This window comes from Paracoccus sp. S-4012 (assembly GCF_009674885.1).
Lineage (GTDB): Bacteria > Pseudomonadota > Alphaproteobacteria > Rhodobacterales > Rhodobacteraceae > Paracoccus.
In genome coordinates this window covers 16,386-40,303 of record NZ_WKKA01000010.1, presented here as the reverse complement: position 1 = coordinate 40,303, position 23,918 = coordinate 16,386, and the positions used below count along the sequence as shown (strand labels likewise).

General features: G+C 70.7%; 27 protein-coding genes, 1 tRNA gene and 2 pseudogenes. 17 read left to right on the top strand and 13 right to left on the bottom strand.

Features of this window, described 5'->3' with window-relative positions; translation table 11 throughout:
- The first annotated feature begins 5 nt into the window (after positions 1-5).
- The 3 genes from GI374_RS13220 to mraY are packed head-to-tail and all read left to right on the top strand — an operon-like array spanning position 6 to position 3,958.
- Complete coding sequence (locus GI374_RS13220; RefSeq protein ID WP_154337543.1) at positions 6-1,493, top strand: UDP-N-acetylmuramoyl-L-alanyl-D-glutamate--2,6-diaminopimelate ligase; 1,488 nt, start codon at positions 6-8, stop codon at positions 1,491-1,493.
- Positions 1,490-2,872, top strand: a complete 1,383-nt coding sequence (gene murF / locus GI374_RS13215) for a UDP-N-acetylmuramoyl-tripeptide--D-alanyl-D-alanine ligase (protein ID WP_370515342.1) — start codon at positions 1,490-1,492, stop codon at positions 2,870-2,872. The genes GI374_RS13220 and murF overlap by 4 nt, the downstream gene beginning before the upstream one ends.
- Before the next feature lie 3 nt (positions 2,873-2,875).
- Positions 2,876-3,958 (top strand): phospho-N-acetylmuramoyl-pentapeptide-transferase, encoded by a 1,083-nt coding sequence (gene mraY, locus GI374_RS13210; RefSeq protein WP_154337542.1) that lies wholly within the window; start codon positions 2,876-2,878, stop codon positions 3,956-3,958.
- 24 nt (positions 3,959-3,982) lie between these two features.
- Here the strand turns inward: mraY and GI374_RS13205 are convergent, their stop codons facing one another.
- Positions 3,983-5,161 (bottom strand): DUF563 domain-containing protein, encoded by a 1,179-nt coding sequence (locus GI374_RS13205; RefSeq protein WP_195759923.1) that lies wholly within the window; start codon positions 5,159-5,161, stop codon positions 3,983-3,985.
- A 137-nt stretch (positions 5,162-5,298) separates the two neighbouring features.
- On the opposite strand from GI374_RS13205, the gene murD reads away from it, so the two are divergent.
- The 8 genes from murD (at position 5,299) to murB (ending at position 12,547) form a co-directional block, all read left to right on the top strand.
- On the top strand, positions 5,299-6,705 hold the full coding sequence (gene murD / locus GI374_RS13200) for a UDP-N-acetylmuramoyl-L-alanine--D-glutamate ligase (RefSeq protein WP_154337540.1): 1,407 nt from the start codon (positions 5,299-5,301) through the stop codon (positions 6,703-6,705).
- A gap of 125 nt (positions 6,706-6,830) precedes the next feature.
- Complete coding sequence (locus tag GI374_RS13195; RefSeq protein ID WP_154337539.1) at positions 6,831-7,997, top strand: putative peptidoglycan glycosyltransferase FtsW; 1,167 nt, start codon at positions 6,831-6,833, stop codon at positions 7,995-7,997.
- Between the two features lies 1 nt (position 7,998).
- On the top strand, positions 7,999-9,087 hold the full coding sequence (gene murG / locus GI374_RS13190) for an undecaprenyldiphospho-muramoylpentapeptide beta-N-acetylglucosaminyltransferase (protein WP_154337538.1): 1,089 nt from the start codon (positions 7,999-8,001) through the stop codon (positions 9,085-9,087).
- Positions 9,084-10,493: a UDP-N-acetylmuramate--L-alanine ligase gene (gene murC, locus GI374_RS13185; protein ID WP_154337537.1), complete on the top strand. Its 1,410-nt coding sequence runs from the start codon at positions 9,084-9,086 to the stop codon at positions 10,491-10,493. Before murG ends, murC begins: the two co-directional genes overlap by 4 nt.
- Positions 10,490-10,786: a DUF2484 family protein gene (locus GI374_RS13180; RefSeq protein WP_154337536.1), complete on the top strand. Its 297-nt coding sequence runs from the start codon at positions 10,490-10,492 to the stop codon at positions 10,784-10,786. Before murC ends, GI374_RS13180 begins: the two co-directional genes overlap by 4 nt.
- 58 nt (positions 10,787-10,844) lie before the next feature.
- Positions 10,845-11,177, top strand: a complete 333-nt coding sequence (locus GI374_RS13175) for a hypothetical protein (RefSeq protein ID WP_154337535.1) — start codon at positions 10,845-10,847, stop codon at positions 11,175-11,177.
- A 33-nt stretch (positions 11,178-11,210) separates the two neighbouring features.
- On the top strand, positions 11,211-11,597 hold the full coding sequence (locus tag GI374_RS13170) for a hypothetical protein (protein WP_154337534.1): 387 nt from the start codon (positions 11,211-11,213) through the stop codon (positions 11,595-11,597).
- Positions 11,598-11,614: 17 nt separating this feature from the next.
- A complete protein-coding gene (murB, locus tag GI374_RS13165; protein WP_154337590.1) occupies positions 11,615-12,547 on the top strand; it encodes a UDP-N-acetylmuramate dehydrogenase in 933 nt (310 codons plus the stop codon).
- A gap of 3 nt (positions 12,548-12,550) precedes the next feature.
- On the opposite strand, the gene GI374_RS13160 is transcribed toward murB, so the two are convergent.
- Together GI374_RS13160 and GI374_RS13155 are read right to left on the bottom strand one after the other, a co-directional pair.
- Positions 12,551-13,213, bottom strand: a complete 663-nt coding sequence (locus tag GI374_RS13160; protein WP_154337533.1) for a GntR family transcriptional regulator — start codon at positions 13,211-13,213, stop codon at positions 12,551-12,553.
- A 30-nt stretch (positions 13,214-13,243) separates the two neighbouring features.
- Positions 13,244-13,939: a M48 family metallopeptidase gene (locus GI374_RS13155; protein ID WP_154337532.1), complete on the bottom strand. Its 696-nt coding sequence runs from the start codon at positions 13,937-13,939 to the stop codon at positions 13,244-13,246.
- A gap of 112 nt (positions 13,940-14,051) precedes the next feature.
- Here GI374_RS13155 and GI374_RS13150 point away from each other — a divergent pair, with 112 nt between their 5' ends.
- From GI374_RS13150 to GI374_RS19845, 3 genes and pseudogenes are all read left to right on the top strand, one after another.
- Entirely contained in the window at positions 14,052-14,375 is a 324-nt protein-coding gene (locus tag GI374_RS13150; RefSeq protein ID WP_154337531.1) for an FYDLN acid domain-containing protein, read from the top strand.
- A 115-nt stretch (positions 14,376-14,490) separates the two neighbouring features.
- A tRNA-Ala gene (locus tag GI374_RS13145) sits at positions 14,491-14,566 on the top strand.
- Between the two features lie 204 nt (positions 14,567-14,770).
- Positions 14,771-14,887: pseudogene (locus tag GI374_RS19845) on the top strand (IS110 family transposase); the annotation flags it as partial.
- 250 nt (positions 14,888-15,137) lie between these two features.
- Here GI374_RS19845 and GI374_RS13140 read toward each other — a convergent pair.
- Positions 15,138-15,458, bottom strand: a complete 321-nt coding sequence (locus GI374_RS13140) for a hypothetical protein (RefSeq protein WP_154337530.1) — start codon at positions 15,456-15,458, stop codon at positions 15,138-15,140.
- A complete protein-coding gene (locus GI374_RS19295) occupies positions 15,455-15,979 on the bottom strand; it encodes a hypothetical protein (RefSeq protein ID WP_229583231.1) in 525 nt (174 codons plus the stop codon). Before GI374_RS19295 ends, GI374_RS13140 begins: the two co-directional genes overlap by 4 nt.
- Positions 15,980-16,026: 47 nt before the next feature.
- Here GI374_RS19295 and GI374_RS19290 point away from each other — a divergent pair, with 47 nt between their 5' ends.
- Positions 16,027-16,215 carry a hypothetical protein gene (locus tag GI374_RS19290; RefSeq protein ID WP_229583229.1) on the top strand — a complete coding sequence of 63 codons (189 nt, stop codon included), beginning with the start codon at positions 16,027-16,029 and terminating at the stop codon, positions 16,213-16,215.
- Between the two features lie 170 nt (positions 16,216-16,385).
- On the opposite strand, the pseudogene GI374_RS19285 reads toward GI374_RS19290, so the two are convergent.
- A pseudogene (locus GI374_RS19285) lies at positions 16,386-16,639 on the bottom strand (transposase); the annotation flags it as partial.
- Here GI374_RS19285 and GI374_RS13130 point away from each other — a divergent pair.
- Positions 16,608-17,090 carry a hypothetical protein gene (locus tag GI374_RS13130; protein WP_154337528.1) on the top strand — a complete coding sequence of 161 codons (483 nt, stop codon included), beginning with the start codon at positions 16,608-16,610 and terminating at the stop codon, positions 17,088-17,090. The pseudogene GI374_RS19285 and the gene GI374_RS13130 sit on opposite strands and share 32 nt — an antisense overlap.
- Positions 17,091-17,242: 152 nt before the next feature.
- On the opposite strand, the gene GI374_RS13125 is transcribed toward GI374_RS13130, so the two are convergent.
- From GI374_RS13125 to GI374_RS19280, 3 genes are read right to left on the bottom strand one after another with little or no spacing between them, the layout of a single operon-like run.
- The gene (locus tag GI374_RS13125) at positions 17,243-17,524 is read right to left on the bottom strand and encodes a PIN domain-containing protein (RefSeq protein WP_229583227.1); all 282 of its coding nucleotides are present in this window, start codon (positions 17,522-17,524) and stop codon (positions 17,243-17,245) included.
- Positions 17,514-17,741: an AbrB/MazE/SpoVT family DNA-binding domain-containing protein gene (locus GI374_RS13120; protein WP_154337527.1), complete on the bottom strand. Its 228-nt coding sequence runs from the start codon at positions 17,739-17,741 to the stop codon at positions 17,514-17,516. The genes GI374_RS13125 and GI374_RS13120 overlap by 11 nt, the downstream gene beginning before the upstream one ends.
- Positions 17,659-18,828, bottom strand: a complete 1,170-nt coding sequence (locus tag GI374_RS19280) for a DUF3320 domain-containing protein (protein WP_154337526.1) — start codon at positions 18,826-18,828, stop codon at positions 17,659-17,661. The genes GI374_RS13120 and GI374_RS19280 overlap by 83 nt, the downstream gene beginning before the upstream one ends.
- A gap of 626 nt (positions 18,829-19,454) precedes the next feature.
- On the opposite strand from GI374_RS19280, the gene GI374_RS13110 reads away from it, so the two are divergent.
- Positions 19,455-19,625: a DUF411 domain-containing protein gene (locus GI374_RS13110; RefSeq protein ID WP_154337525.1), complete on the top strand. Its 171-nt coding sequence runs from the start codon at positions 19,455-19,457 to the stop codon at positions 19,623-19,625.
- A 28-nt stretch (positions 19,626-19,653) separates the two neighbouring features.
- On the opposite strand, the gene GI374_RS13105 is transcribed toward GI374_RS13110, so the two are convergent.
- From GI374_RS13105 to GI374_RS13090, 4 genes are read right to left on the bottom strand one after another with little or no spacing between them, the layout of a single operon-like run.
- On the bottom strand, positions 19,654-20,130 hold the full coding sequence (locus GI374_RS13105) for a hypothetical protein (RefSeq protein ID WP_154337524.1): 477 nt from the start codon (positions 20,128-20,130) through the stop codon (positions 19,654-19,656).
- 19 nt (positions 20,131-20,149) lie between these two features.
- Positions 20,150-21,226, bottom strand: coding sequence for an FAD:protein FMN transferase (locus GI374_RS13100; protein WP_154337523.1), 1,077 nt, complete (start codon positions 21,224-21,226; stop codon positions 20,150-20,152).
- Complete coding sequence (locus tag GI374_RS13095; protein ID WP_154337522.1) at positions 21,207-23,411, bottom strand: PepSY domain-containing protein; 2,205 nt, start codon at positions 23,409-23,411, stop codon at positions 21,207-21,209. The genes GI374_RS13100 and GI374_RS13095 overlap by 20 nt, the downstream gene beginning before the upstream one ends.
- 9 nt (positions 23,412-23,420) lie before the next feature.
- Complete coding sequence (locus GI374_RS13090; RefSeq protein WP_154337521.1) at positions 23,421-23,882, bottom strand: DUF2271 domain-containing protein; 462 nt, start codon at positions 23,880-23,882, stop codon at positions 23,421-23,423.
- Positions 23,883-23,918: the final 36 nt, after the last annotated feature.

Genomic DNA, 23,918 nt, shown 5'->3' with positions numbered 1-23,918 from the left:
TGCCGATGACCGATCGTGAGACAACCCTCGCCCGCCTCGGGCTCTCGGCGCGGGAGGGGCGCGAGGCGCGGATCACGGGCCTTGCGACCGACTCGCGCGAGGTGAAGCCAGGGGATTTGTTCGCCGCCCTGCCCGGCTCGGCCGTGCACGGCGCCGACTTCATCCAGTATGCCATCCGCATGGGCGCGGGCGCGGTGCTGACCGACCGCGCGGGGGCGGCGCGGGCGGCGCCGGCGCTGGCCGGCTGGGACGGCGCGGTGGTGGTGGCCGAGGACGCGCGCGCGGCGCTCGCCGGGGCGGCGGCGCTGTGGTTCGACGCGCAGCCGGCGCATATGGTCGCGGTGACGGGCACCTCGGGCAAGACCTCGGTGGCCAACTTCACGCGCCAGATCTGGCAGGCGCTCGGCCGCAAGGCGATCAGCCTCGGGACGATGGGCGTGCAGGGCGACTACGAGGCGCGGCTGGCGCATACCACGCCGGACCCGATCACGCTGCACCGGGTGCTGGCCGAGGCGGCAGCCGCGGGCGTCACCCATGCGGCGATGGAGGCGTCCTCGCACGGACTCGACCAGCGGCGGCTGGACGGGGTGCGCCTCGATGCGGCCGCCTTCACGAACTTCAGCCAGGACCACCTCGACTACCACAAGGATTTTGACGCCTATTTCGCCGCCAAGGCGATCCTCTTCCGGCAGCTGATGGAGGAGGGCCGCCCCGCGATCGTCAACATCGACGACGCCCGCGGTTGCGACATGGTTCAGCTGGCGCGCGAGCGGGGCCTGTCGCTCGAGACGATCGGCAAGTCCGACATCGCCGACCTGCGCATCCTCGCGCAGCGCACCGATGCCACGGGGCAGGAGTTGCGCTTTGCCTGGAACGGCAGCCCGCATCTGGTCCGGCTGGAGCTGATCGGCACTTTCCAGGCCGAGAACGTGCTGGCCGCGGCGGCGCTCGCCGCCGCCACGGGCGAGTCGCCCGCGGCGGTGGTCCGCACCCTGCCCGGCCTCAAGACCGTGCGGGGGCGGATGGAACTGGCGGCGCGGCGCGAGAACGGCGCGGCGGTGTTCGTGGACTACAGCCACAAGCCCGGCGCCCTCGCCTCGGCGCTGCAGTCGCTGCGCCCGCATGTGATGGGCCGGATCATCGTCGTCTTCGGCGCCGGGGGGGACCGCGACCGTGGCAAGCGCCCGCTGATGGGCGAGGCGGCGGCGAAATACGCCGACGTGGTCTATGTCACCGACGACAACCCCCGCAGCGAGGACCCCGCCGCGATCCGCGCCGAGGTGCTGGCCGGGGCCGGTCCCGAGGCGATCGAGATCGGCGACCGGGCCGAGGCGATCCTGCGCGGCGTGGACGCGCTGCAGCCGGGCGACGCGCTGCTGATCGCGGGCAAGGGGCACGAGACCGGGCAGATCGTGGGCAGCGCCGTCTATCCATTCGACGACGCCGAACAGGCGAGCGTCGCGGTCGCCGCCCTCGACGGGAAGCTCGCGTGACCGCGCCGCTCTGGACCGCCGCCGATGCCGTTGCGGCGACGGGGGGCCGCGCGACGACGGACTGGGCGGCGACCGGCATCTCGATCGACACGCGCACGCTTGCGCCGGGCGATCTGTTCGTGGCGCTGAAGGACGCGCGCGACGGGCATGATTTCGTGGCCCAGGCGCTTGCGATGGGCGCCGCGGCGGCCCTGGTCTCGCGCGTACCCGAAGGCGTGGCGGCGGATGCGCCGCTGCTGATCGTGGCCGACGTGGTGGCGGCGCTCGAGGCGCTCGGCCGTGCCGGGCGGGCCCGGAGCGGGGCGCGGGTGCTGGCGATCACCGGCTCGGCCGGCAAGACCTCGACCAAGGACATGGCGGCCTGCGCCCTCGCGCCGCAAGGCCGGGTCCATGCGGCCGAGGCCAGCCTCAACAACCACTGGGGCGTGCCGCTGACGCTGGCGCGGATGCCGCAGGACGCCGGCTTCGCCGTGCTCGAGATCGGCATGAACCACCCCGGCGAGATCGCCCCCCTCGCCCGCCTCGCCCGCCCGCATGTGGCGATGGTGACGACCGTCGCCGCCGCCCATATGGAAGCCTTCGAGGATGTCTCCGGCATCGCCCGCGAGAAGGCCTCGATCTTCGAGGGGCTGGAGCCGGGCGGCACCGCCGTCATACCCGAGGGCCTCGAGACCACGCCGATCCTGCGCGCAGGCGCGAGCGGCGCGCGCAGGATCGGTTTCGGCCCTGACGCCGAGGCGCGCCTCGTCTCCGCCACGGCCGCGGGCGGCGAGACCCGCGTCGAGGCCGAAGTCGCCGGACAGCGCCTCAGCTTCACACTCGCCTCGGCGGGCGAGCATTTCGCCCGCAACGCCATCGGCGTGCTCGCCGCCCTCCACGCCCTCGGCGCCGACCTGCCCGGCGCGGCCGCCGCCCTCGCCGACTGGCGCCCCTTCAAGGGCCGCGGCGGGGTCGAGCACTTCGGCGGCCTGACCCTGCTCGACGACAGCTACAACGCCAACCCCGCCTCGCTCGCCGCCGGGTTCGACACGCAGGCGCGGCTCGGAGCGGGTCGCCGGGTGGCGATCCTCGGCGACATGCTGGAACTTGGCCCGAACGAGGCCGCGATCCACCGCGGCATCGCGGGTTGGCCGCAGCTCGAGGGCATCGCCCTCGTCCATGCCTGTGGACCGCGGATGCGGCACCTGATGGACGCCCTGCCCGCCGAGAAGCGCGGCATCTGGGCCGAGACCGCCGACGGCCTCTCGGCCCGCGCCGCCGACCTCGCGCGGGAAGGCGACATCGTGCTCATCAAGGGCTCGAAATCATCGCGCGTGGCGTCCGTGGTTGACGCGATCCGGCGGGCGCGGCAGACGCCGCCGGGTCCAGCACAAGGTTAACGAATGCTCTACTGGCTCAGCGGGCTGTCGGATGGCGGCGACCTCTTCAACCTGTTTCGCTACATCACCTTCCGCGCCGGCGGGGCGTTCTTCACCGCGCTGATCTTCGGATTCATCTTCGGGCGGCCGCTGATCGACTGGCTGCGGGTGAAGCAGAAGAAGGGCCAGCCGATCCGCACCGACGGGCCTGAGAACCACTTCGCCAAGGCCGGCACGCCGACGATGGGCGGGCTGCTGATCCTCTCGGCGCTGACGGTGGCGACGCTCCTCTGGGCGCGGCTCGACAACGGCTACGTCTGGATCGTGCTGCTGGTGACGCTGGCTTTCGCGCTGATCGGCTTTGCCGACGACTACGCCAAGGTGACGAAGCAGCACCATGCGGGCCTGTCGGGCCGGGTGCGGCTGCTCCTCGGCTTCGCGGTCGCCCTGATCGCCTCGATCTGGGCCGCCTGGCTGCATCCCGACGCGCTGTCGCTGCAGCTGGCGCTGCCGTTCTTCAAGACCGCGCTCATCAACCTGTCGTTCCTGTTCCCGCTCTTCGGCGCCTTCGTGATCGCCGGCGCGGCGAATGCGGTGAACCTGACCGATGGCCTCGACGGCCTCGCCATCGGCCCGGTGATGATCGCCGCCGGCACCTTTGGCGTGATCGCCTATCTCGTCGGGAACGCCAACTTCGCCAACTATCTCGGCCTGCATTTCGTGCCCGGCACCGGCGAGATCGCGGTGTTTCTGGCGGCCCTGATGGGCGGCGGCCTCGGCTTCCTGTGGTACAACGCGCCGCCTGCGGCGGTGTTCATGGGCGACACCGGCTCGCTCGCCCTCGGCGGTGCGCTCGGCGCGATTGCCGTCTGCACCAAGCACGAGATCGTGCTGGGCATCGTGGGCGGCCTCTTCGTGGTCGAGGCCCTCTCGGTCATCATCCAGGTGGCCTATTTCAAGCGCACCGGCCGCCGCGTGTTCCTGATGGCCCCGATCCACCACCATTTCGAGAAACAGGGCTGGGCCGAGCCGCAGATCGTGATCCGCTTCTGGATCATCGCCGCGATCCTGGCGTTGATCGGGTTGAGCACGTTGAAGTTGAGGTAGGCGCTGCAAGCCGGGCGCGTCGGCTCAGACAAGCTCCGCCAGGCGTGCGAAGCCTTCGGCCGGCAGGAACAGGTCGTTCCCCAGATTGTTCACCACCTCCGTTCGCCCGCCGACCTCCTCCGCCAGCACCAGATGCGGCTCGCCTCCGGCCAGCAGGCAGGAGTCGTGGAAGCTCGCGGTGCGGTTGATGTACTGCACCGTGGTGAACTCGATCAGCCGGCAGCCGCGCGGCGCAAAGATCAGGTTCGACAGCCCCGCGCCATGAACCCCGATGATCGCGCGGGCGCGGCCGAAAACCACCTGCTGCTCGGCGATCGACAGCCGCGCGCCAACGATGCGGCGGACCGGGAAACGGGCTCCGAGATAGGCGAAGACCTCGTCCTCGTTCAGCAGCCGGCGATTTTCCATGTCCGCGCGCGAGACGAGGATGACCTCGTCGCCCGGCGCATCGCGGCGCGGCAGCGCCTCGATGAAACGCCTGGTCGCCGTGGACATCCGCGTCTCCGAGGTCTGCCCCGCCGCGGGTCCGCCCGAGACGAAGAAGGCAAGCTCGTCGGGGGTGGCCAGGGGCCCCGCGAGGAGCTGGGCCCGGTCCACCAGATCGGGATAGAAATGCGCAAGCGAATCGCGCACGAAATCCGGCAGCCTGCCGAAGTTGAGGATCAGCCCGTCGACGCGGCCCTCCCGCACGAGCGGACCCAGCACCTCGAGCCGCGGCAGGCACTCGATCATCCAGTGGAAGTAGTTCTGGGTGCCGGGCTTCTGGAAATAGGCATTCACCCCGGAGAAGCGTTGCGCGCGGTTGCGCCGGCGGAGACGGTCGAGCCGCTCCAGCTCATCGGCACCGGGACGCAGCTTCTTGTGGAACGTGCCCTCGACGACCTGCGCGCCGGACCAGACCTGCCCGCGGAAGAGATCCAGCCCCGGACCCGCGTGGAGGATGTCGTTGCGCAGTTCCACCGGCCGGTCGTAGCGCCGGGCAATGGTCCTGATCCGCGCCTGCTTCGCCGGGTCCGCGACCTCCGCGGCCTCGGGGCGGCGCAGATCGGTCAGGCGCAGGCCCGCGCGCGGAACCACGCCGACCGGCGATTCGCCGGGATCGAGGGTCCCGATCCCCAGCTCGCGGGCGAAGGCCACCGTGACCTCGGGCAGCTGCCCGCCGTCCGCGGGCGCGGCGGTCGGCCGGCTCTCGTGGGTGTTCATGGTGGAGCCTCCGTCGGTTGCGCGGCCTGCCCGGCTAAAGGCGAGTTGCCGGGATGTGTCAAGGCGAGCCTGCGGCGCCCTTGCCGCACGGCGCCACGCCATGCCATGCCGGCGCCGAAACCGCATGGAGTCCCGCCATGATCCCCGTCCTCGGCGTCACCGACCAGACCATTGCCGTGCTCGGCTTCGGCCGCTCGGGTCGCGCCACCGCCGCCGCGCTGCGCGAGGGCGGCGCGCAGGTCGTTGCCTGGGACGACGGCGCCGATACACGGGCCGAGGCCGCGGCGGAGGGATGGGAGATCGCCGACCTGACCCGAGACGCGACCTGGGAGCGGGGGATCGCCGCGCTCATCACCTCGCCGGGCATCCCGCATCTCTACCCCACCCCGCATGCGGCCATCGCGCAGGCACTGGCGCGAGGGGTGCCGGTGGACAACGATATCGGCCTTTTCTTCCGCAGCTGGGCCACGGGCGAGTGGGAGCGGTTCGACACCGCGCCGCGGGTGATCGCGGTGACGGGGTCGAACGGGAAATCGACCACCGCGGCGCTGATCCATCATGTGCTCGACGCCGCCGGGCGGCCGACGCAGCTGGGCGGGAACATCGGCCGGGGGGTGCTGTCGCTCGACCCGGCGCAGGACGGTGAGGTGGTGGTGCTGGAACTCAGCTCCTACCAGACCGATCTGGCGCGCGCGCTGACGCCGGATGTGGCGGTCTTCACCAACCTCTCGCCCGACCATCTCGACCGCCACGGGGGGTTGGGCGGCTATTTCGCGGCGAAGCGGCGGCTGTTTGCGGAGGGCGGGCCGGATCGCGCGGTGATCGGCGTGGACGAGGTCGAGGGGCGGTATCTGGCCGGGCAGATGGGCATGGGGCCGGGGGACGACCGGGTGATCCGGATCTCGTCGGGGACGAAGCTCGAAGGGTTCGGCTGGTCGGTCTTCGCCCGCAAGGGGTTTCTCGCGGAATGGCGCAAGGGGCGGCAGGTGGCCTCGGTGGACCTGCGGAGCGTCCCCGGCCTGCCGGGCGCGCACAACCACCAGAACGCCTGCGCCGCCTGGGCCGCGTGCCGGGCCGTGGGCCTCTCCCCGCGCGAGATCGAGGCGGGCTTCCGCACCTTCGCGGGCCTGCCGCATCGCAGCCAGCGGCTGGCCGAGATCGGCGGCGTCGCCTTCGTCAACGACAGCAAGGCCACCAACGTGGACAGCGCCGCCAAGGCGCTGCAGGCCTTTCCGCGCATCCGCTGGATCGCCGGCGGCTTGGGCAAGGAGGGCGGCATCGCGGCCCTCGCGCCGCATCTGGGCGGCGTCGTGAAGGCCTACCTCATCGGTCATTCGGCCCGCGACTTTGCGCTGCAACTCGGCGCGGTCCCGCACGAGATCTGCGAGACGATGGAGACCGCCGTCGCCCGCGCCGCGTCGGAGGCCGAGCCCGGCGAGACGGTGCTGCTGGCCCCGGCGGCGGCGAGCTTCGACCAGTATCCGAATTTCGAGAAGCGCGGCGAAGATTTCGCCCGTCTGGTCGCGGCGCTGCCGGGGGCGTGAGCCTTCGCGCACAACATCTTGTAGCCCCTGCCGCAATCCGCAGTGGCGCGGGCCGGCATTCCGCGCTACTCTCCGCGCCAGACCCGGCAAACGGGCGGACCCGAGGCAGTGACAGCAGGACCCCGATGACGGAGATGGTCTATGGCGCCGCGCCCGCGCGCGTGGCCGACCCGATTCTGCCACGATGGTGGCGGACGGTCGATCGCTGGTCGCTGGCCTGCATCCTCGGGCTCTTCGCGATGGGGCTGCTGCTCGGCCTCGCGGCCTCGGTGCCGCTGGCCGAGAAGAACGGGCTGCCGGCCTTCTACTACGTCACCCGGCAGGCCTTCTTCGGCGGCGTGGCCCTGATCGTCGCCCTGGTGCTGTCGATGATGTCGCCCCGGCAGGTGCGGCGGATCGGGGTGCTGGGCTTCGTGGCCTCGCTCCTCCTCGTCGCATCGCTGCCGGTCATCGGCACCGATTTCGGCAAGGGCGCGACGCGCTGGATCAGCCTCGGCTTCGCCTCGCTGCAGCCGTCCGAGTTCCTCAAGCCCGGTTTCGTGATCCTCGGCGGCTGGTTCATGGCCGCGAGCCAGGAGGTCGGCGGTCCGGCAGGCAAGAGCTACAGCTTCGCCGTCGCGCTCTTCATCGTCGTCATGCTGGCCATGCAGCCCGACTTCGGGCAGGCCTCGCTGGTCCTGTTCAGCTGGTGTGTGATGTTCTTCGTGGCCGGGGCGCCGATGGTGCTGCTGCTGGTCGTGGCCGGCATGGCGGTGGCCGGCGGCTTCTTTGCCTATGGCGCCTCCGAGCATTTCGCCCGCCGCATCGACGGCTTCCTCAGCGCCGAGGTCGATCCGAGGACGCAACTCGGCTACGCGACCAACGCCATCCAGGAAGGCGGCTTCTTCGGCGTCGGCGTCGGCGAGGGCACCGTCAAGTGGTCGCTGCCCGACGCGCATACCGACTTCATCATCGCCGTGGCGGCCGAGGAATACGGCCTGGTCATGGTGCTGGCGATCATCGCCCTCTACACGACGATCGTGATCCGCTCGCTCTGGCGGCTGCGGCGCGAGCGGGATGCCTTCGCGCGGATCGCGGGCACTGGCCTCGCCTGCGCCTTCGGCGTGCAGGCGCTCATCAACATGGGCGTGGCGGTGCGGCTGCTGCCGGCAAAGGGCATGACGCTGCCCTTCGTCAGCTACGGCGGCAGTTCGGTGATCGCCTCGGGCATCGCCGTGGGGATGCTGCTGGCGCTGACGCGGGCGCGGCCGCAGGGGGGGCTGGAGGACATCCTCGCCCGGCCGGGGCGCTGAGATGAAGCCGCGTCTCGCCCTGATCGCCGCCGGAGGCACCGGCGGGCACATGTTCCCGGCGCAGGCCTTGGCCGAGGTGCTGCTGGCCGAGGGCTGGCGGGTCACGCTCTCGACCGACGCGCGGGGCGCGCGCTACGCCACCGGCTTCCCGGCCGAGGTCGCGCGCGAGGTCGTGCCCTCCGCCACCACGGCCCGGGGCGGGCTGCTGGGCAAGCTCACCGCGCCCGCGCGGATCGGCGCGGGGATCGGGCGCGCGCTCTCGGACCTGCGCCGCGACCGCCCGGCGGTGGTGGTGGGCTTCGGCGGCTATCCGGCGATTCCGGCGATGGCCGCCGCCACGCTGCTGGGCCTGCCGCGCATGATTCACGAGCAGAACGGCATCATGGGCCGCGTCAACCGCCAGTTCGCGCGCCGGGTGGACCGCATCGCCTGCGGCACCTGGCCGACCGCGCTGCCGCCGGGCGTGAAGGGCATCCATACCGGCAACCCGGTGCGGCAGGCGGTGCTGGAGCGGGCGGGGGCGGCGTATCAGCCGCCGACCGAGGACGGGCCGCTGCACCTCCTCGTGGTCGGCGGCAGCCAAGGCTCGCGCATCCTGACGCAGAGCGTTACCGCCGCGGTGGCGCTGCTCCCCGAGGCGTTGCGCGCGCGCCTCCACGTCGCCCATCAGGCCCGTCCCGAGGATGTCGAGCAGGCCCGCGCCGCCTATGCCGCCGCGGGCGTCACCGCCGAGGTCGCGCCCTTCTTCACCGACATCCCGTCCCGCATGGCGCAGGCGCAGCTTGTCGTCTGCCGCGCCGGGGCGTCGACCGTGGCCGAGATCACCGTCATCGGACGCCCCTCGATCCTCATCCCCTTCGCCGCCGCCGCGGGCGACCACCAGTCGGCCAATGCCCGGCCTCTGGTCGAGTCCGGCGCAGCGCTGACGCTGCCCGAGTCGGTGCTTGACGCCCCGAGCCTCGCGCGCGACATGCAGTCGCTTCTGACCGATCCCGCGCGCGCCGCCGGGATGGCCGCGAATGCCCTTTCGCTCGGCCGGCCCGACGCGGCCCGCCGCCTCCTCGACCTCGTCACGGATCTTGCCGCATGAACGCTGCCGCCACCAAGCTGCCCCTCGAACTGGGGCCGATCCACTTCATCGGCATCGGCGGCATCGGCATGTCCGGCATCGCCGAGGTGCTGATGACGCTGGGCTACGCCGTGCAGGGTTCCGACGCCAAGCGCAGCAAGATCACCGAACGGCTGGAATGTCTCGGCGCTCGGGTGTGCGAGGGCCATGCGGCCGCCAACCTCGGCGAGGCCTCGGTCGTCGTCTGCTCGACCGCGATCAAGCCCGACAACCCGGAGCTGATGGAGGCTCGCCGCCGCCACCTGCCGGTGGTGCGCCGGGCCGAGATGCTGGCGGAACTGATGCGCCTGCGCTCGAACGTCGCGGTGGCGGGGACGCATGGCAAGACCACCACCACGACCATGGTGGCGACCATGCTCGACAAGGGCGGGCTCGACCCCACGGTCATCAACGGCGGCGTGATCCATGCCTATGGCAGCAACGCCCGCGCCGGCGAGGGCGAGTGGATGGTGGTCGAGGCCGACGAGAGCGACGGCAGCTTCAACCGCCTGCCCGCGACCATCGCCATCGTGACCAACATCGACCCCGAGCACATGGACCACTGGGGCAGCTTCGACGCGTTGCGCCGCGGCTTCGACGATTTCGTCTCGAACATCCCCTTCTACGGCCTCGCGGTCCTCTGCACCGACGATCCCGAGGTGCAGGCGCTCGTCGGCCGCCTGACCGACCGCCGCATCGTGACCTTCGGCTTCAACGCCCAGGCCGACGTGCGCGCGATCAACCTGCGTTACGAGAACGGCGTGGCGCAATTCGACCTGGCGCTGCAGGCCGAGGACGAGGTGATCGAGGGTTGCACCCTGCCGATGCCGGGCGACCACAACGTCTCGAACGCGCTCGCCGCGGTCGCCGTGGGCCGCCACCTCGGCATGAAGAAGGCCGAGATCCGCGAGGCGCTCGCCTCGTTTCAGGGCGTGAACCGCCGCTTCACCCGCGTCGGCGAGGTGAACGGCGTCACCATCATCGACGACTACGGCCACCACCCGACCGAGATCGCGGCGGTGCTGAAGGCCGCGCGGCAGGCCTGCACCGGGCGCATCATCGCGGTCCATCAGCCGCATCGCTACTCGCGGCTGAAATCGCTCTTCGATGACTTCTGCACCTGCTTCAACGAGGCCGACGTGGTCGCCATCGCCGAGGTCTATGCCGCGGGCGAGGAGCCGGTCGCGGGCGCCTCGCGCGACGACCTCGTGGCCGGGCTGATCGCCCACGGCCACCGCCACGCTCGAGCGATCCTCGACGAATCCGACCTCGAGCGGCTCGTGCGCGAGCAGGCCCGGCCCGGCGACATGGTCGTCTGCCTTGGCGCCGGATCGATCTCGGCCTGGGCCAACGGCCTGCCGGAACGGCTGACGGCGCGGGCCGCATGACGGGGACGCCCGCCCTCCTCTGCTTCCTCTGCGCGGCGATCTGGGTCGGGCTGACGGCCGCCGTGGGGCTGGTCCCGGCCGAGCGGCGCGCTGGCCCCTTCTGGGCCGCGGCGCTCGCCGGGGTGCCGCTGCTGGGCTGGATGACCTATGTCTGGGGACCGGGCGCCGGGATCGCGACGTTCCTTCTGGGCCTTCTGGTGCTGATCCGCGCGCCCGCGGCGGTCGGCGCCCGGCGCCGGCGGCGCGAGGCGGTGGTCGCGCGCCGCTGCGCGCCTGCGGAGCGCAAAATCTGAGGTGACGCGGGCGGGGGCGGCGTGCCAGTCTCAGGCAAGCCCCACCCTCCGCCCGCGCATGTTCCTGACCGACGCCGCTCTGATCCTGCTGCCCGTGCTGCTCCTCGTCCTGATCGGCGAGGGAATGCGGCGCGCGGCGCGGCGCAACAAGCAGGGGGTTCTGGCCGCGGTCCTGATGGCGCTGCTGCTGGCGATCGGCTGGGTCTGGTGGCGCTTCTCGGACGCGCATGGCTTCGGCGTTCTGGTGCCGATGGCGCTGCTGGGGCTCGGGATCGGGCCGGTCGCGCTCGGCGCGTTTGTGGGCGGCATGGTCGGCTGGGGCCAGTGGGCGCGCGACCTGCGGCACCCGCGCAGGCGCGGGCGTCTTGCCCCGGAGGGCGGGAGGGCCTAGCACCGGCATGGACCCCCACACGCCGAGGTTGCCATGGCGATTCCCTCCCCCTCGCGCCGCGCCACACCCGCCGCGATCCTTGTCGGCCTCGGCCTGGTCCTCGCCTTCCTGACGCTCGTCCTCAGCGTCCTCGGGACCGGCGCGGGCCTGGGGCTGCCGCTGATCGCCACGGCGCTCGTCTCCGGCGGCGCGGGCCATGCGGCCGGCGGCGGGCTTCTCGGCGGCGGGCAGGCGGGGGTCGCGGCGATCTTCGGCGGGGTGATGATGGCGGCGCTGATCTTCCTCGGGCTCTGGGCGGCCTTCGACCCGAACGGCTGGCGCGGCTTCGTGGTCTATTCGGTGATGCTGGCGAGCCTCTGCCCGGCGATGATGGGCCTCGCCATCGCCGCCTGGAGCCACCTCTACGGCAGCCGCGCATGAACGAGGCGGGGCCCGCAATGCGGGACGCCCTGCCGCTGCCGCGGGGCGCCCTGACGGCGGGGCGGCCGCTCGCGGAGCTGACATGGCTGCGCGTCGGCGGCCCGGCCGAATTGCTGTTCCAGCCCGCCGACGAGGCCGACCTGGCTGCCTTCCTCGCCGAACTCGACCCGGCAGTGCCGGTGTTCCCGATCGGCGTCGGCTCGAACCTCATCGTGCGCGACGGCGGCATCCGGGGCGTGGTGATCCGCCTCGGGCGGGGCTTCAACGGCATCGGGATCCAGGGCGACATCGTCACCGCCGGGGCCGCCGCGCTCGACGCGCATGTGGCGCGCAAGGCGGCGGTGGCGGGGCTGGACCTGACCTTCCTGCGGACCATCCCCGGCAGCATCGGCGGCGCGGTGCGCATGAACGCGGGCTGCTACGGCGCCTATGTGGCCGACCACCTGACCTGCGCCCGCGCCATCACCCGCGACGGCCGCGTCGTCACCCTGACCCCCGACGACCTTCGCTTCGCCTACCGCCAGAGCGCGATCCCCGAAGGCTGGGTCGTCACCTCCGCCCGTTTCCGTGCCGAACGCGGCGACCCCGCGGCGCTAGAGGCCCGGATGGCAGAGCAGCTGGCCCGCCGCGATGCGAGCCAGCCGGTGAAGGACCGCTCGGCGGGGTCGACGTTCCGCAACCCGGCGGGCTTCTCCTCGACCGGGCGGGCCGATGACAGCCACGAGCTCAAGGCCTGGTCGCTGATCGACGCGGCGGGGCTTCGCGGCCATCGCCTGGGCGGGGCGCAGATGTCGGAGAAGCATCCGAACTTCCTGCTGAACACCGGAGACGCGACCGCGGCCGATCTGGAGGCGCTTGGCGAGCTGGTCCGGGCGCGCGTCCGCGAGACCTCCGGCCATGAGCTGCAATGGGAGGTCGTGCGGGTGGGCGAGCCGCCCGCCTCGGCCTGACGGTCAACGCCGACGCGGCGCCCCGTCGGGCGACAGATGCCGCAGCCCCTGCGTCACATCCGCCCGCACCGCCAGCCGCAGCCCCGGCTCGTCCCCCGCCTTCAGCGCGGCGAGGATCAGCCGGTGGTGGCGCGGCGGTTCGTGCCGCTCGATGCGCCCGTAGAGCGCCCGCATGGTCGGCCCGAGCTGCAACCAGACCGTCTCGAGGATCGCCAGCATCGCCGGCGCCTGCGCGCGCAGGTAGAGGGTGCGGTGGAACTCGAGGTTGCTGCGGATGTAGGCGACGGCGTCGTGGCGCTCGACCGCCTCGGCGATGGCGCCGTTGATGGCCGCCAGCCGGTCGATCAGCGCGAAATGCGCGCGCGGCAGCGCGCGGGAGGCGAGCTCCGGCTCGATCAGCGCGCGCAGCGCCGCCAGTTCCTCCAGCCGCTCCTCGCTGAGTGCGGGCGTGGCGACCCGTCCCGAGGCCGAGAGCGTCAGCGCCCCCTCCGCCGCCAGCCGCCGGACCGCCTCGCGCGCGGGCGTCATCGAGACGCCATGCTCGGCCGCGATGCCGCGCAGCGTCAGCGCCTGGCCGGGCGGCAGCTCGCCCACCATGATCCGCGCGCGGAGGCTGCGATAGAGGCGCTCGTGCTGGGCGGGCTCGGAGGGGCGGGCGGAAACCATGGCTGTTTGTGATCACAGGCGCAGCGGCGGTCAAGCCTCGCGGAACTGCCACGCCTGCAGCGCCGGGCCGTTCCGCCGCAGCCAGTCGCGCCGCTCCTCCCAGCCGGGATGCAGCCGCGCGACCTGCGCCCAGAAGGCCGGCGAGTGGTCCAGATGCGCGAGATGCGCAACCTCGTGGGCAGCGACGTAATCCAGCACCACAGGCGGCGCCATCGCCAGCCGCCAGTTGAACATCAGCCGCCCCTCGGCGGTGCAGCTGCCCCACCGGGACCGCGTGTCGCGCAGCGCAAGGGCCGTCATTCCCCGCGCCCCCCGGGGCAGTGCCGCGACGTAACCTTGGCAGGCGGCGGCGAGTGCGGCCCGCGCCTGCCCCTGCAGCCATGCCGCCACGATCGCGCCGACCGGCCGCCCCTCTGGCACGAGAAGCCGCCCCTCCTCGACCCGGCAGACGCGCACCGCAGCGGGCGTCAGCACCAGTCCCCGCCCCGCCACCGGCAGCGCCGCGCCCGCCTCCACCCGCTGCAGGCCGGGCGCCGCAGCGACCGCCGCCCGCAGCCAGCCCGCGCGGCCCGCGACGAAGGCCCGCGCCTCGCCCAGGTCCGCGCGCGCCGGCAGCGTCAGGACCGCCGCCCCGTCGCTGCGGCTGACCCGCAGCACCATCCGCCGCGCGCGGGCCGAGCGCCGCAGCGCCACCTGCATCCCGCAGTCCAGTGTGATCGCCTGCATCGCCGCGGCCCCTTGCCGGCCCGGCGGGAATCGGCGCCGGAAAGCCTTTGACAGTCCCTGCCCCTCGTGTCAGGGCAGCGCGGATTTGCCAACCCCACCTCAGGAGACCCTCATGCCCAAGGAAGAGTGGGGCACCAAGCGGATGTGCCCCAACTGCGGCTCGCGCTTCTACGACCTGCAGAACGATCCCATGACCTGCCCGGTCTGCGACGCCCAGTTCACCGTTGAGAGCATCGTCTCCGGACGGGGCCGGGCGATGATTGCCGACAAGGCGGCGGCGCGGGCCGGCCAGGACGACGACGTGGTCGAGGCCGACGACGACGTGGAAGCCGACGCCGAGACCGAGATCGACGACGACCTGCTCGACGACGACGACGACGACACCGTGTCGCTCGACGAGATCGCCGACGTCGAGAGCGACGAGGAGGAGGGCTGACCCCCTCGGGACGGCGGCGGGACGGCGGCGCATTTTCCCCTTGCGCCCCCCGCCGCCGCCCCCTATAGCACCCGGCACGCGGCGGCGCCCAAGGGCACCGCAGCCGACCTCCGGTGGGGCCATAGCTCAGTTGGGAGAGCGCTTGAATGGCATTCAAGAGGTCAGGGGTTCGACTCCCCTTGGCTCCACCATCTAACCTCTCGTAAGATGAGGCAGGTTCCACTATAATCAACGGGATAGCTGAGTATCTGGATTTCTATCCAGCTTCGTTGCTACATTTTTTGCTACAAAAATTGCTACAAGAGTGGAGCTTGGCTTGGCCGCGGCTCTGATGATGTGACCGCCCCCCGACGGCATCGCTGTGCCAAGATGGGTCTGCGACGATCCACAAAGGAGAGCGGCTCGGTGCCACGACAAAGATGGGCGAACGCTCCTTGCGGCGACTGCTGATCATCGGCGCCAACAGCGTCATCATCAAACGGCACGTGCATGCCGCGGTCCGACCCGGCACGCACTGAGGGGGCTGATTTCCGAGATCAGGATGCTGCCGGATGCAAGCGAGCCTGGCGGTCACCGGATCGAGATCGTGGGTGCGCTGGCCGGGATCCTTGCGATGGGCGAACCGGACAGCAAACAGCCCCGGCTGGTGTCCGGGGCTGGTGGGAGGTCGGGAACGGTGGGACAGGCAACCGCCGTTGCCTACCTGAATTGACGTGCATCGTGTGACAGCACCATCGCCATTGCCGTGCGGCGCTCCTGCGCTCAAAGGCAGACGGCCGTCACCGCGACCGGGAACAGCGTCCAGACCGTCGCCACCAGCGACGCCGCCGCGAGCATGAGGCTCAGCCGTTTCATGAAGGGCGAGGGAGAGGCGAAGCGCGGCGCGCGCAGGGCCAGGAGCAGGGCGACCTGAAGGGCCACGGCCGCGGCCGCCGCGAGCATCAGGGCCGTCCGGCCTTCCGCCAGCGACAGGTCGGTCGTCTCCCAAGAGGGGGAGCAGACGATCCCTTCCAGCCCATAGACGGCGCTGAAGGCGGCGAGCCAGACCGTCAGCGGGACCGAGATGCGGAGGATGTCCCTCATGTCAGCAGCCCCGGCAGCCAGACGGCCGCGAGGGCCAGCAGCGTGACCAGCGCCGCGTAGTTGGTCCAGAACCGCACGACGCGCAGCTCGCCCGAGCGCCGGACGGACAGGAACCCGCTCGCCGCGCGGGCCATGACGAAGATCGTCATGGTCCCGGCCAGAACGGCGTGGAACATTGTGTAGCCCGCGAGCACCCAGACCGTCGCGGCATAGGCATGCGCCTGCGGGTCCGGCAGACCGCGAAGGACCAGCAGCCCGGCCGCGACCAGCGCGGCCAGCGCCGCCGCGGCGAGGGCGAGGCCGAGATACGGCATGGCCCCGCTCCGCAGCCGCGACTGCGCGAACCGCACCGCGATCGGCGCCACGATCACGCCGCCTGCCGCCAGCGCCACCGCCAGCGTCTCGGGCTCCAGATAGGCCGGCGGCGGCCAGTTCGGGGCGACGGTCCAGAGGAAGGCGTAGCCGAAGAGCAGCGAGCCGAAGAACACTGCATTCGCCACCTGCAGGAACAGCGACCCCACCAGCTCGGCAGATCCTCGGCCTCGGCTGCGGACGGCAGGGCCTCGCCGTGGCCGATGTCGAGCAGGCCCTCGTCCTCGCGCGCGCCGAGCCTCCAGGCCCACCACACCGCTTCGGCGCCGCCGACGAGGTGCGGGGCGCCATCGGCTCGGGCGTGGATTTCGAACGCCGTGTGGCCGAGATCTCCCAGCTCTGCCGCCAGCCCGCCGAGATCCGAACGGCGTTCGACGCTCTCTAGGCCGAACTCGCCTCCGAGATCGACGCCGCCCTTGCGCCACGCGCTCGAAGCTGCTCGAGAACTTCGACGACGAGGTGCGCGAGCTGCTGAAGGAGACGGATGCCGACATCCACGCCGCGCTCGACGGGTTCGAGCGCAACCTGATGCGGCTCACCCAGGCCGAGCTTGGGCTTCTTGAGAATGTCACGCTCCGCCCGGAGCCGGTCGACTTCTTTAGAGCCGCGATCTCGGCCAAATCAGCCCTCAACTGCCCATGCCCCGGAAAGGCAGCAGCAGGAGCCGCCGTCAACTCGCGCATCCAGCGGCGCAACACGCTCTCGGCCACATCCAGGTCGCGGCTGGCCTGTGCTACCGAGACGCCGCGATCCGTCACCAGCTTCACTGCCTCGATCTTGAACTCGCGGCTGAACTGCCGTCTCGTCATCTGTCGTCTCCGGTTCCTTGGTCACGATCTTATCTTCGTGTCCACGAAACCGGCAGCAGGCCAGCTCGCCGAGTTTGAGGCTGACCTGACGCGCCACCTGGCCGGCCGCGCAGCCGAGCGCCTGATCTTCGGGGACATCTCCTCGAGATCTGGTGGACCTGCTTCGTCCGACCTTGCCGAGGCCACGCGGCTGGCGCTCCACATCGATGCGCGGCTCGGGCTTGGCTCTGAGGGACCAATCTGGCGCGGGCGGGATCTCGATGCATATCTCGACGACGACCCCGAGAATGCTGCCCGCGTTCGCGCACGGCTGATGGAGGCCGAGCAGAGGGCGATGGTCATCCTCGAGCAGAACCGCAACTTGCTCGTGGCGATGGCCGAGACACTGAACGAGCGTGGCATCCTCGAAGAGCTCGAAGCCTGGCTCGGGAAGGTCGCACCAGAGGGATGAGCACATCAGCAGGCTTCACTGCCTCCACCAGGCACTCAGAGCCGAAATGGATCGACAACCTGCAGCCTGTCTTCGACAAGCATCCCGTGTTGCATGTCCTCGGACAGGAGACGCTCGCAGCCGCTGTCAACGCGGCCGCGACGATCATCCCGTCATAGACCGAGAAGCCATATCTCTCGCAGAGGGGCGAGCCCGATGCGATGAATCTCGAGCGTCAGATCGACGACCTTGCAGAGCTCGCGCACCCCGCCCAGGAACTCGGCGGCCTCCGCCCATGACATTCCGGCTGTTCGGACGCAGTTGGCCAGGGTTTCGTTGAGAACCTGCACGCTGATCCACCCGCCCCCGGCGAGCACCGCTGCGGCCCGGTCGGCCTTGGGTCCGTCGTCCAGCAGGTAGAGGATGACGTTCGTGTCCAGGAAGTCAGCGGGCATTCGCATCTTCGCGGCTCAATCTCCGCGAGGCAGGCAGGCATCCTCGGAAGCGCCGCAGACGATCCAGCACCTCTTCCGCGGAGGGTTCGCGTCGGACCGCAAAGCCGTTCTCCGCGGCCACCAGTTCGATCTTGTCACCCTCCTTCAATCCCAAGGCCCGCACCAGTTCTGCAGGCAGCCTCACCGCGAGCGAGTTTCCCCATTTCGAGACCTGCATGGCACCATCTCCGATCAGGGTATCTTCGCTTCTTTATGTATATCACTGTGCCCTGCCCCTCAAGCTGACCAGACAGCCGATCCCGAATGGTTTGGCCTATCAGGCGGGTGACCGTGCGGCCCGCGGCGAACCGCAGCATCGATCCCGACGTGTGATGGAAGGTCAGCATGCTACCGCTGCTGCTCACGACCATTTCTCCTTCGATGGCGGCCGTCATGTCTCCCGGCAAAGCGGGTTGGCACGCCACCATGCAAGACATGCCTCGAGGTATTCCGTGGCAGATCGCGTAAGGCGGCCCACGCCCGCGATCACGCACAGGGTCCGCGGCGGCGTTCACTGCAGCAGCATTGCGATCAAGCAGATCGGCGAGTTCATGGCGTGAGATCTCCCGGACGACACGACCCGGCACGTGACGATAGACGGCGCGGGGGAAATGCCCGTCCTTCTGCCAGGCGAAGATCACTCCTGCTTCATCGTGAAGCTCTATTTCGCTGCTGCAGGCCATGATGCGAGCTGAGATCTGCCTCCCGGCACGACCCCAGTCATGAGCCGTCGCAACGCGGTGTTTCAGCGCGTCGAGCGGCAGCGGACCCTCGGCGCAAACGATCCCGGAGATCATTTCGGTGAGTTCGGCCGAAGACGAAGGGAGATGGAAGCAGGCCTGGCGGGCTGCCACGTTGCCGCCATCCATCACGTGCGGCGTCGAGGACGGGGTCCGGCGCCCGGCGGACGTGCCCGCGGGGTCCGAAACCGAGGCGGCGCGCGGGTGTTCCTGCGGCTCAAGCCTGCCGGCCGCTGGCGACAGCAGAACCGCGCTTGAGCTCCCGTGCGGCAGAGGCACCCGGGTGACCTGCAGCCCCTCCCCCGCGTCGCGGGCTGCACGAAAAACGGCAATGAGTTTCCGCAAATCAGCGCGGTCTGCGGCTTTGACGCGAACCTCCATGCGGACCTGGCCTTGCTCCCGGAGGCACTCTCTGGCCTTCGCAATGGCGGCACGCTTGCTCTTCTTGATCTGGAACCCATATGCCGCCAAGGTCTTCTGCTCGCGGTCAGACAGGCCCTTCAAGATCAGGCGTTCATCATTCACGGGCCCCTCCTTCACTGCGGCTCACCCATCAATGTAGTCGTCAGGATCCGCGCAGCATGGCGCAATCCACAGGCACGTGCTGGCCATCCAGGCTGCGGTCACGAGGCTCGTCGGAATAGGCGGGGCATCCTCCGCAACCTGGCGAGCTTGCCTCCCCAGATTCCGGAGTGACCTGCTCGAAGGGGCTCCCGCAGTCGGGTGGTGTCTCGGAAGTGGTGGAAATTGGCAGGCGGCGTAATCTCCGGATGAACTCTCACCCACCGAACCGGCGGCGGCAACCGCCAGGGAGATCACGCCTCCCTCGAGCCGCTACCTCTTGACCTCGCGGCCTGATCGCAGCCAACGTTACATATCCGGAGCGAGCCGCCAGGGAGATTCCACCACATTCGCGACACGACCTCCCGTCGCTTCCAGGTTTTCTCCGTGGATACTCCGGAGGGCTGGGACAGTAAGACTCCGTAGCTGGTGACCGGAAAACGCTGACGTCGATCACGCTCGGAGGCTCGGTGTCAAACGACATCAGGATCTGGACCGCCGCATTGCCTCGCATGGAACGTGACCGAAGGATGCCCGGCATGTGATGGTCCGGCGACCCGCATCGATGGGCGGTCGCGGGCGGCGAGGCGATGGCGGGAAAGATCAGCATGGCGGCGCGGGCAGAGCTGGCAGCGGCGATCCGGGAGCGCTACGCGGGCTGCGAGACGAGCGCGGCGATCAGGGTGAGAGCCGAGGGCGACGTCCCTGCCGCTGCGGTGAAGCGCCTGCTGGGCGCGCAGGCGCAGCCGGCCGGAAACTGAACCCGGCCGACCTTGTGCTCTGTGGTGGTCAGGCCAGCGGCTCCCAGCCCGGATGCTCGAAATGCTCGCCATAGGCGTTCAGCGTCTCGACGATCTTTACGGCCCCGTCGCGCGGCGCGTCGCCGGATTCCAGCTCCGAGATGCCCTCCAGGACATGCCCCAGCACCAGATGGAACTGCTCATCCACCTCGGGGGCGAGCACGCAGTTCTCGACCATGAAATCGACCTGCGCCTGAGCCTCGGCCGCAATCTCCTTCGCGGCGTCGGCGGCCAGCGTGTCGTCATGGATCGCGTCCAGGTTCGCCGCCATCGTGGCGCGGATCGCGTCCATGCCCTTGCGCATGTTCTCGTCACCCTGCCATCTGGCCCCTTCGTTCAGGGTGAGTTCGATGGTTGCGGCACCATTCCCGTGGTCATGGGTCTGGGCTGCGGCGAGCCCGGGGACGGTCCCCAGGGTGAGGGCCACGGACAGGGCGAGGGTGGCGAGCGACTTGCGATATTGCATGGCTTGTCTCCTGTTTTCATTATGAGCCGGCGGCTGCCGGTGCTTGCATGATTAAAGAATAGGGTGTCCGCCGATGCCGAGGAATTGGCGAACCAGGCAAGGTTGACTTGCACCGATGCACAGGGACGCGGGGCTCGTCCGCCCTGACCGGCGCGCCGAACAGGTGCCCTGTCGCCAGCGACCGGATGCCCTCCGCCTCACGCAGGAGGAACACCGCATCGAGGCCGAGGCGGCGGGCCAATGCGGCGCCCTCCACCTCGCCCAGCACCATCAGCGCGCTCGCCCAGGCGTCGGCCGCGGCACAGGTTCGTGCGACGACGGTGACGGAGGCGGGCGGGTCGAGCAAAGGTGCGCCGCGCCGAGGATTCATGGTATGGGACAGGTCCCGCTCTCCTGCCCGGACCCGGTGCCGGTAATCGCCCGTGGTCGCGACGGCGGCATCGCGCAGGACCAGCACTGAATGCGCCGCGCGGCGGTGCGGATCGGGCGTTTCGACGGCCACGGCCCACGCCTGCCCGTCCGGCCGCGAGCCAAAAGCGCGCATCTCGCCGTCGATGCCGACCAAGGCCGAGTCGATGCGGGCGCCGCGCAGGGTCTCGGCGAGCCGGTCCACGCCGTAGCCCTTGGCGATGCCGTTCAGGTCGAGCGTCACCGGCGCGGCTTTCCGCGCGCGGCAGGCAGAGGGGTCAAGCTCCAGCACCTCGTACGCGGGTCGACGCGGGGCGGACAGCGCCAGCCGGATGCAGTCTGCGTCCGCCGCCGCGGGGCCGAAGCCCCACGCCGCCACAGCGTCGCCCATGCCGATGTCGAACGCCCCGCCCGAGGCGCGGCCGACCTCCAGCCCCAGCCGCAGCACGGTCATAAGATGCGCAGGCACGGGCGCCCATTCGCCGACCGGCGCTGCGTTCAAGCGCATCAGGTCACTGTCGGGCCGCCAGGTGGACATCTGCGCGTCGATTTCGTCCACCGCTGCCTGCAGCGCGTGCTGCACAGGGGCCGGGTCGATGCCATCCGCGAAGAACACGGCCGACCAGCGGGTGCCCATGGTGGGGCCGTTCAGCGCGTGGCGCGTCAGGTCAGTAGATGTCTTCGACATAGCGTCCCTCGGCTTTCAGCAGCGCGGGCGTCAGCCCCGCGGGCAGGAGGATGTCGGCGAGCGCGGCGCTGACGCCCGCGGCCATTCCGCGCCCGCCGCAGACCATCACCCGCGCGCCCATGCCGACCAGCCGCGCGACCTCGGGTGCCTCGTTCCGCAGGGCGTCCCGGACATAGTGTGGCCGCTCGCCGCGTGAACTGGCGGTGAAAAGGCGGGAGAGGCGTCCTGCCCCCTGCCAGTCCGCCAGTTCCTCGCGATAGAGGAAATCGCTGTCCGGGTGCCGCATCCCGAAGAACAGGTGCACCGGGCGGCGGCGGGCATTGCCACGGATGAAGCCCGCGAGCGGCCCGATCCCGGTGCCCGCGCCGATCAGGATCAGCGGCGCGCGGCCCCGGCCCGCATGGAACGCCGGATTGCGACGCAGGAAGGCCTGCACGGTGCCGCACGGCTCCAGTTCCGCAAGCTGCCCCGAGCAGAGGCCGCCGGGCTGCTTCCGCACCACGATCTCGATGAAACCGTCGCGCGAGCCTGAGGCGAGCGAATAGAAGCGCGGCACGGACGAGCCTTCGGGCATGATGCCCAGCAGATCGCCCGCCTGCCAGCGCGCAAATCCCTGCCCGGCGAGCCGCTTCCACGGCGAGAGCCTCGGCCGCGCGAAGCGCAGGATCGCGGTCGGAGCCTGCACCTCGGCGCCATAATCGCGGCGCGAGAGCAGCGAGAGGGCTTCGGTTGCGGGCGTCACCGGCTGGTGGACGAGGTCCAGTTCGATCCCGAGTGCCGCGCCAACCGCGCGTCCCCAGCGGGCGAACTCCTGCGGCGACTGGCGGTCGATGGTGTCGAAGGCAAGAAGCTGCGGCCAGCCCTTCGCATCGGCGGTGGCGGCGACTTCCTCGGCATAGGCGCAGAAGGCCGGAAAGCTGCGGTCGCCGAAGCCCAGCACCGCGAGCGGCGCATCGGGCGCGCGGTCGATGCGCCGCAGCCAGTCGAGGAAGCCGTTGGCAGAAGCCGGGGCGCAGCCTTCGCCATAGGTCGCGGCCAGGATGATGAACCGTGCGGCCTGCGGATAGCGCGTTGGGTCGAAGCCGGTCATCGGCGCGACATGGACTCGCTGCCCCGCCTCGCTTAGCGCCGCATGCAGCGTTGCCGCGAAGCCCCGGGTCGAGCCGCCCTCGCTGCCGACAAGCACGACTGTCTCGGCTTGCCGGGGCGGCGCATTGCCGCGGATGCGGGGTCGTGCGCGGGATGAGGAGAGCCACAGGAACACTCCGGTTCCGGCCATCGCCGGCACGCCCAACGCCATCAGGCCCAGCACCAGGCCCAGCACAGCCGCCCCTTGGCCGGTGTGCAGCATGAAAATGGTTTCTGACACCCGCTGCCACACAGACAGATCGGCCCAGGCGAGCAGCGCGCCGGTTCCCTGATCCAGATAGCCGGTGCCCTGGTCGGTCTTGAGCGTGTGGACATCGGCCGGATCATTCGGATCGGCCAGCGACAGGCTGCGCAGGCTGGCCGCCGGAAGTTGCAAGGCGCTCACCGTCGCAAGGCTCGTTCCCGTCTGACCGCTGGCCTTGGCCGGAAAGGCGGGGTTGGCGGCGCCGTCGGGCAGCAGATCGAAGGTCGAGGCTGACATCCACAGCGCCGTGGCCGAGGACAGCACGAGGCCGACCACGGCGATCCGCGCGATCTCCACGTGCGCGCGCCCGGCCAGAGGACCGCGCAGCGGCGCGAACCACCGCCGCCAGCCGCCCGTGCGGCGCGCGACCAGCGCCGCGCCCGAGAGCGCCAGCAGCAGCATCGCGCCCGCGCCAACGGCTGCGACGATGCGCCCGGCGTCGCCCAGAAACAGCGAGCGGTGCAGGTTGGTCAGCCAGCGCCTTACCACGTCGGGATCGGCCGAGGCGGCATCCAGCCCGGTCGCCGGGTCGATCACCGCCGCCCGCGGGGTGCCGCCGTCGAACCAGTAAGCGGTGATCTGCTCCGAAGGGGAACGCCGGATCTGTTCCAGCCCCGGATGGCTGGCGGCGACGGAGGCTGCCAGATCCGCCACGGAAAGCTCCGCCCCGGCTTGCGGGGCCGCCAGCCGCTCGGCCGCGGGGTAGACAGACAGGATCGCCCCGGACAGCGCCAGCACGGTCAGCAGCAGCGTCGCAAGGATGCCCGGCCAGCGATGGAATGCGCGGATCATCTTGGTGCCTTACTTGTACGAAACGCTGGCGATGTAGCGCGAGCCGGTGGCGCTCGCCCCGGCTGTGGTAAGCGGCAGTTCGACCTCGTTCGGGCTGTCCCGCATCTCCTCGACCGCGGCATCGACATGCAGCGTGTAGCCCGCGTCGAACAGCGCGTCGGCGAGATCGAGTGTGATTTCCAGCGTGCGGCCCGCGCCGACGCTGGCGCCGGTGATGCCGTCGACCTGCCGGGTGTCGCCGCCGGTCATGCGATACCAGCCCGAGAGGGAATCGTAGTATTTCGACTTCTCGCCGGCCATCCACAGGCTGCCGACATAGGCGCCCTGCGCGTCGGTGACATAGAGCGCGAGATAGGCGCCGTCGCCGCCGTAGTTGTTCAGCGTGGTGGTCAGCGTGATGGGCCGCGCCAGCGCGAGGCCGGGAAGCGTCAGCGCGGTGGAGAGGGCGAGGATGGCAGCAAGAGGCTTCATGGTCGGGTTCCTTTCGAGGGCATGCGGTCCGGCATT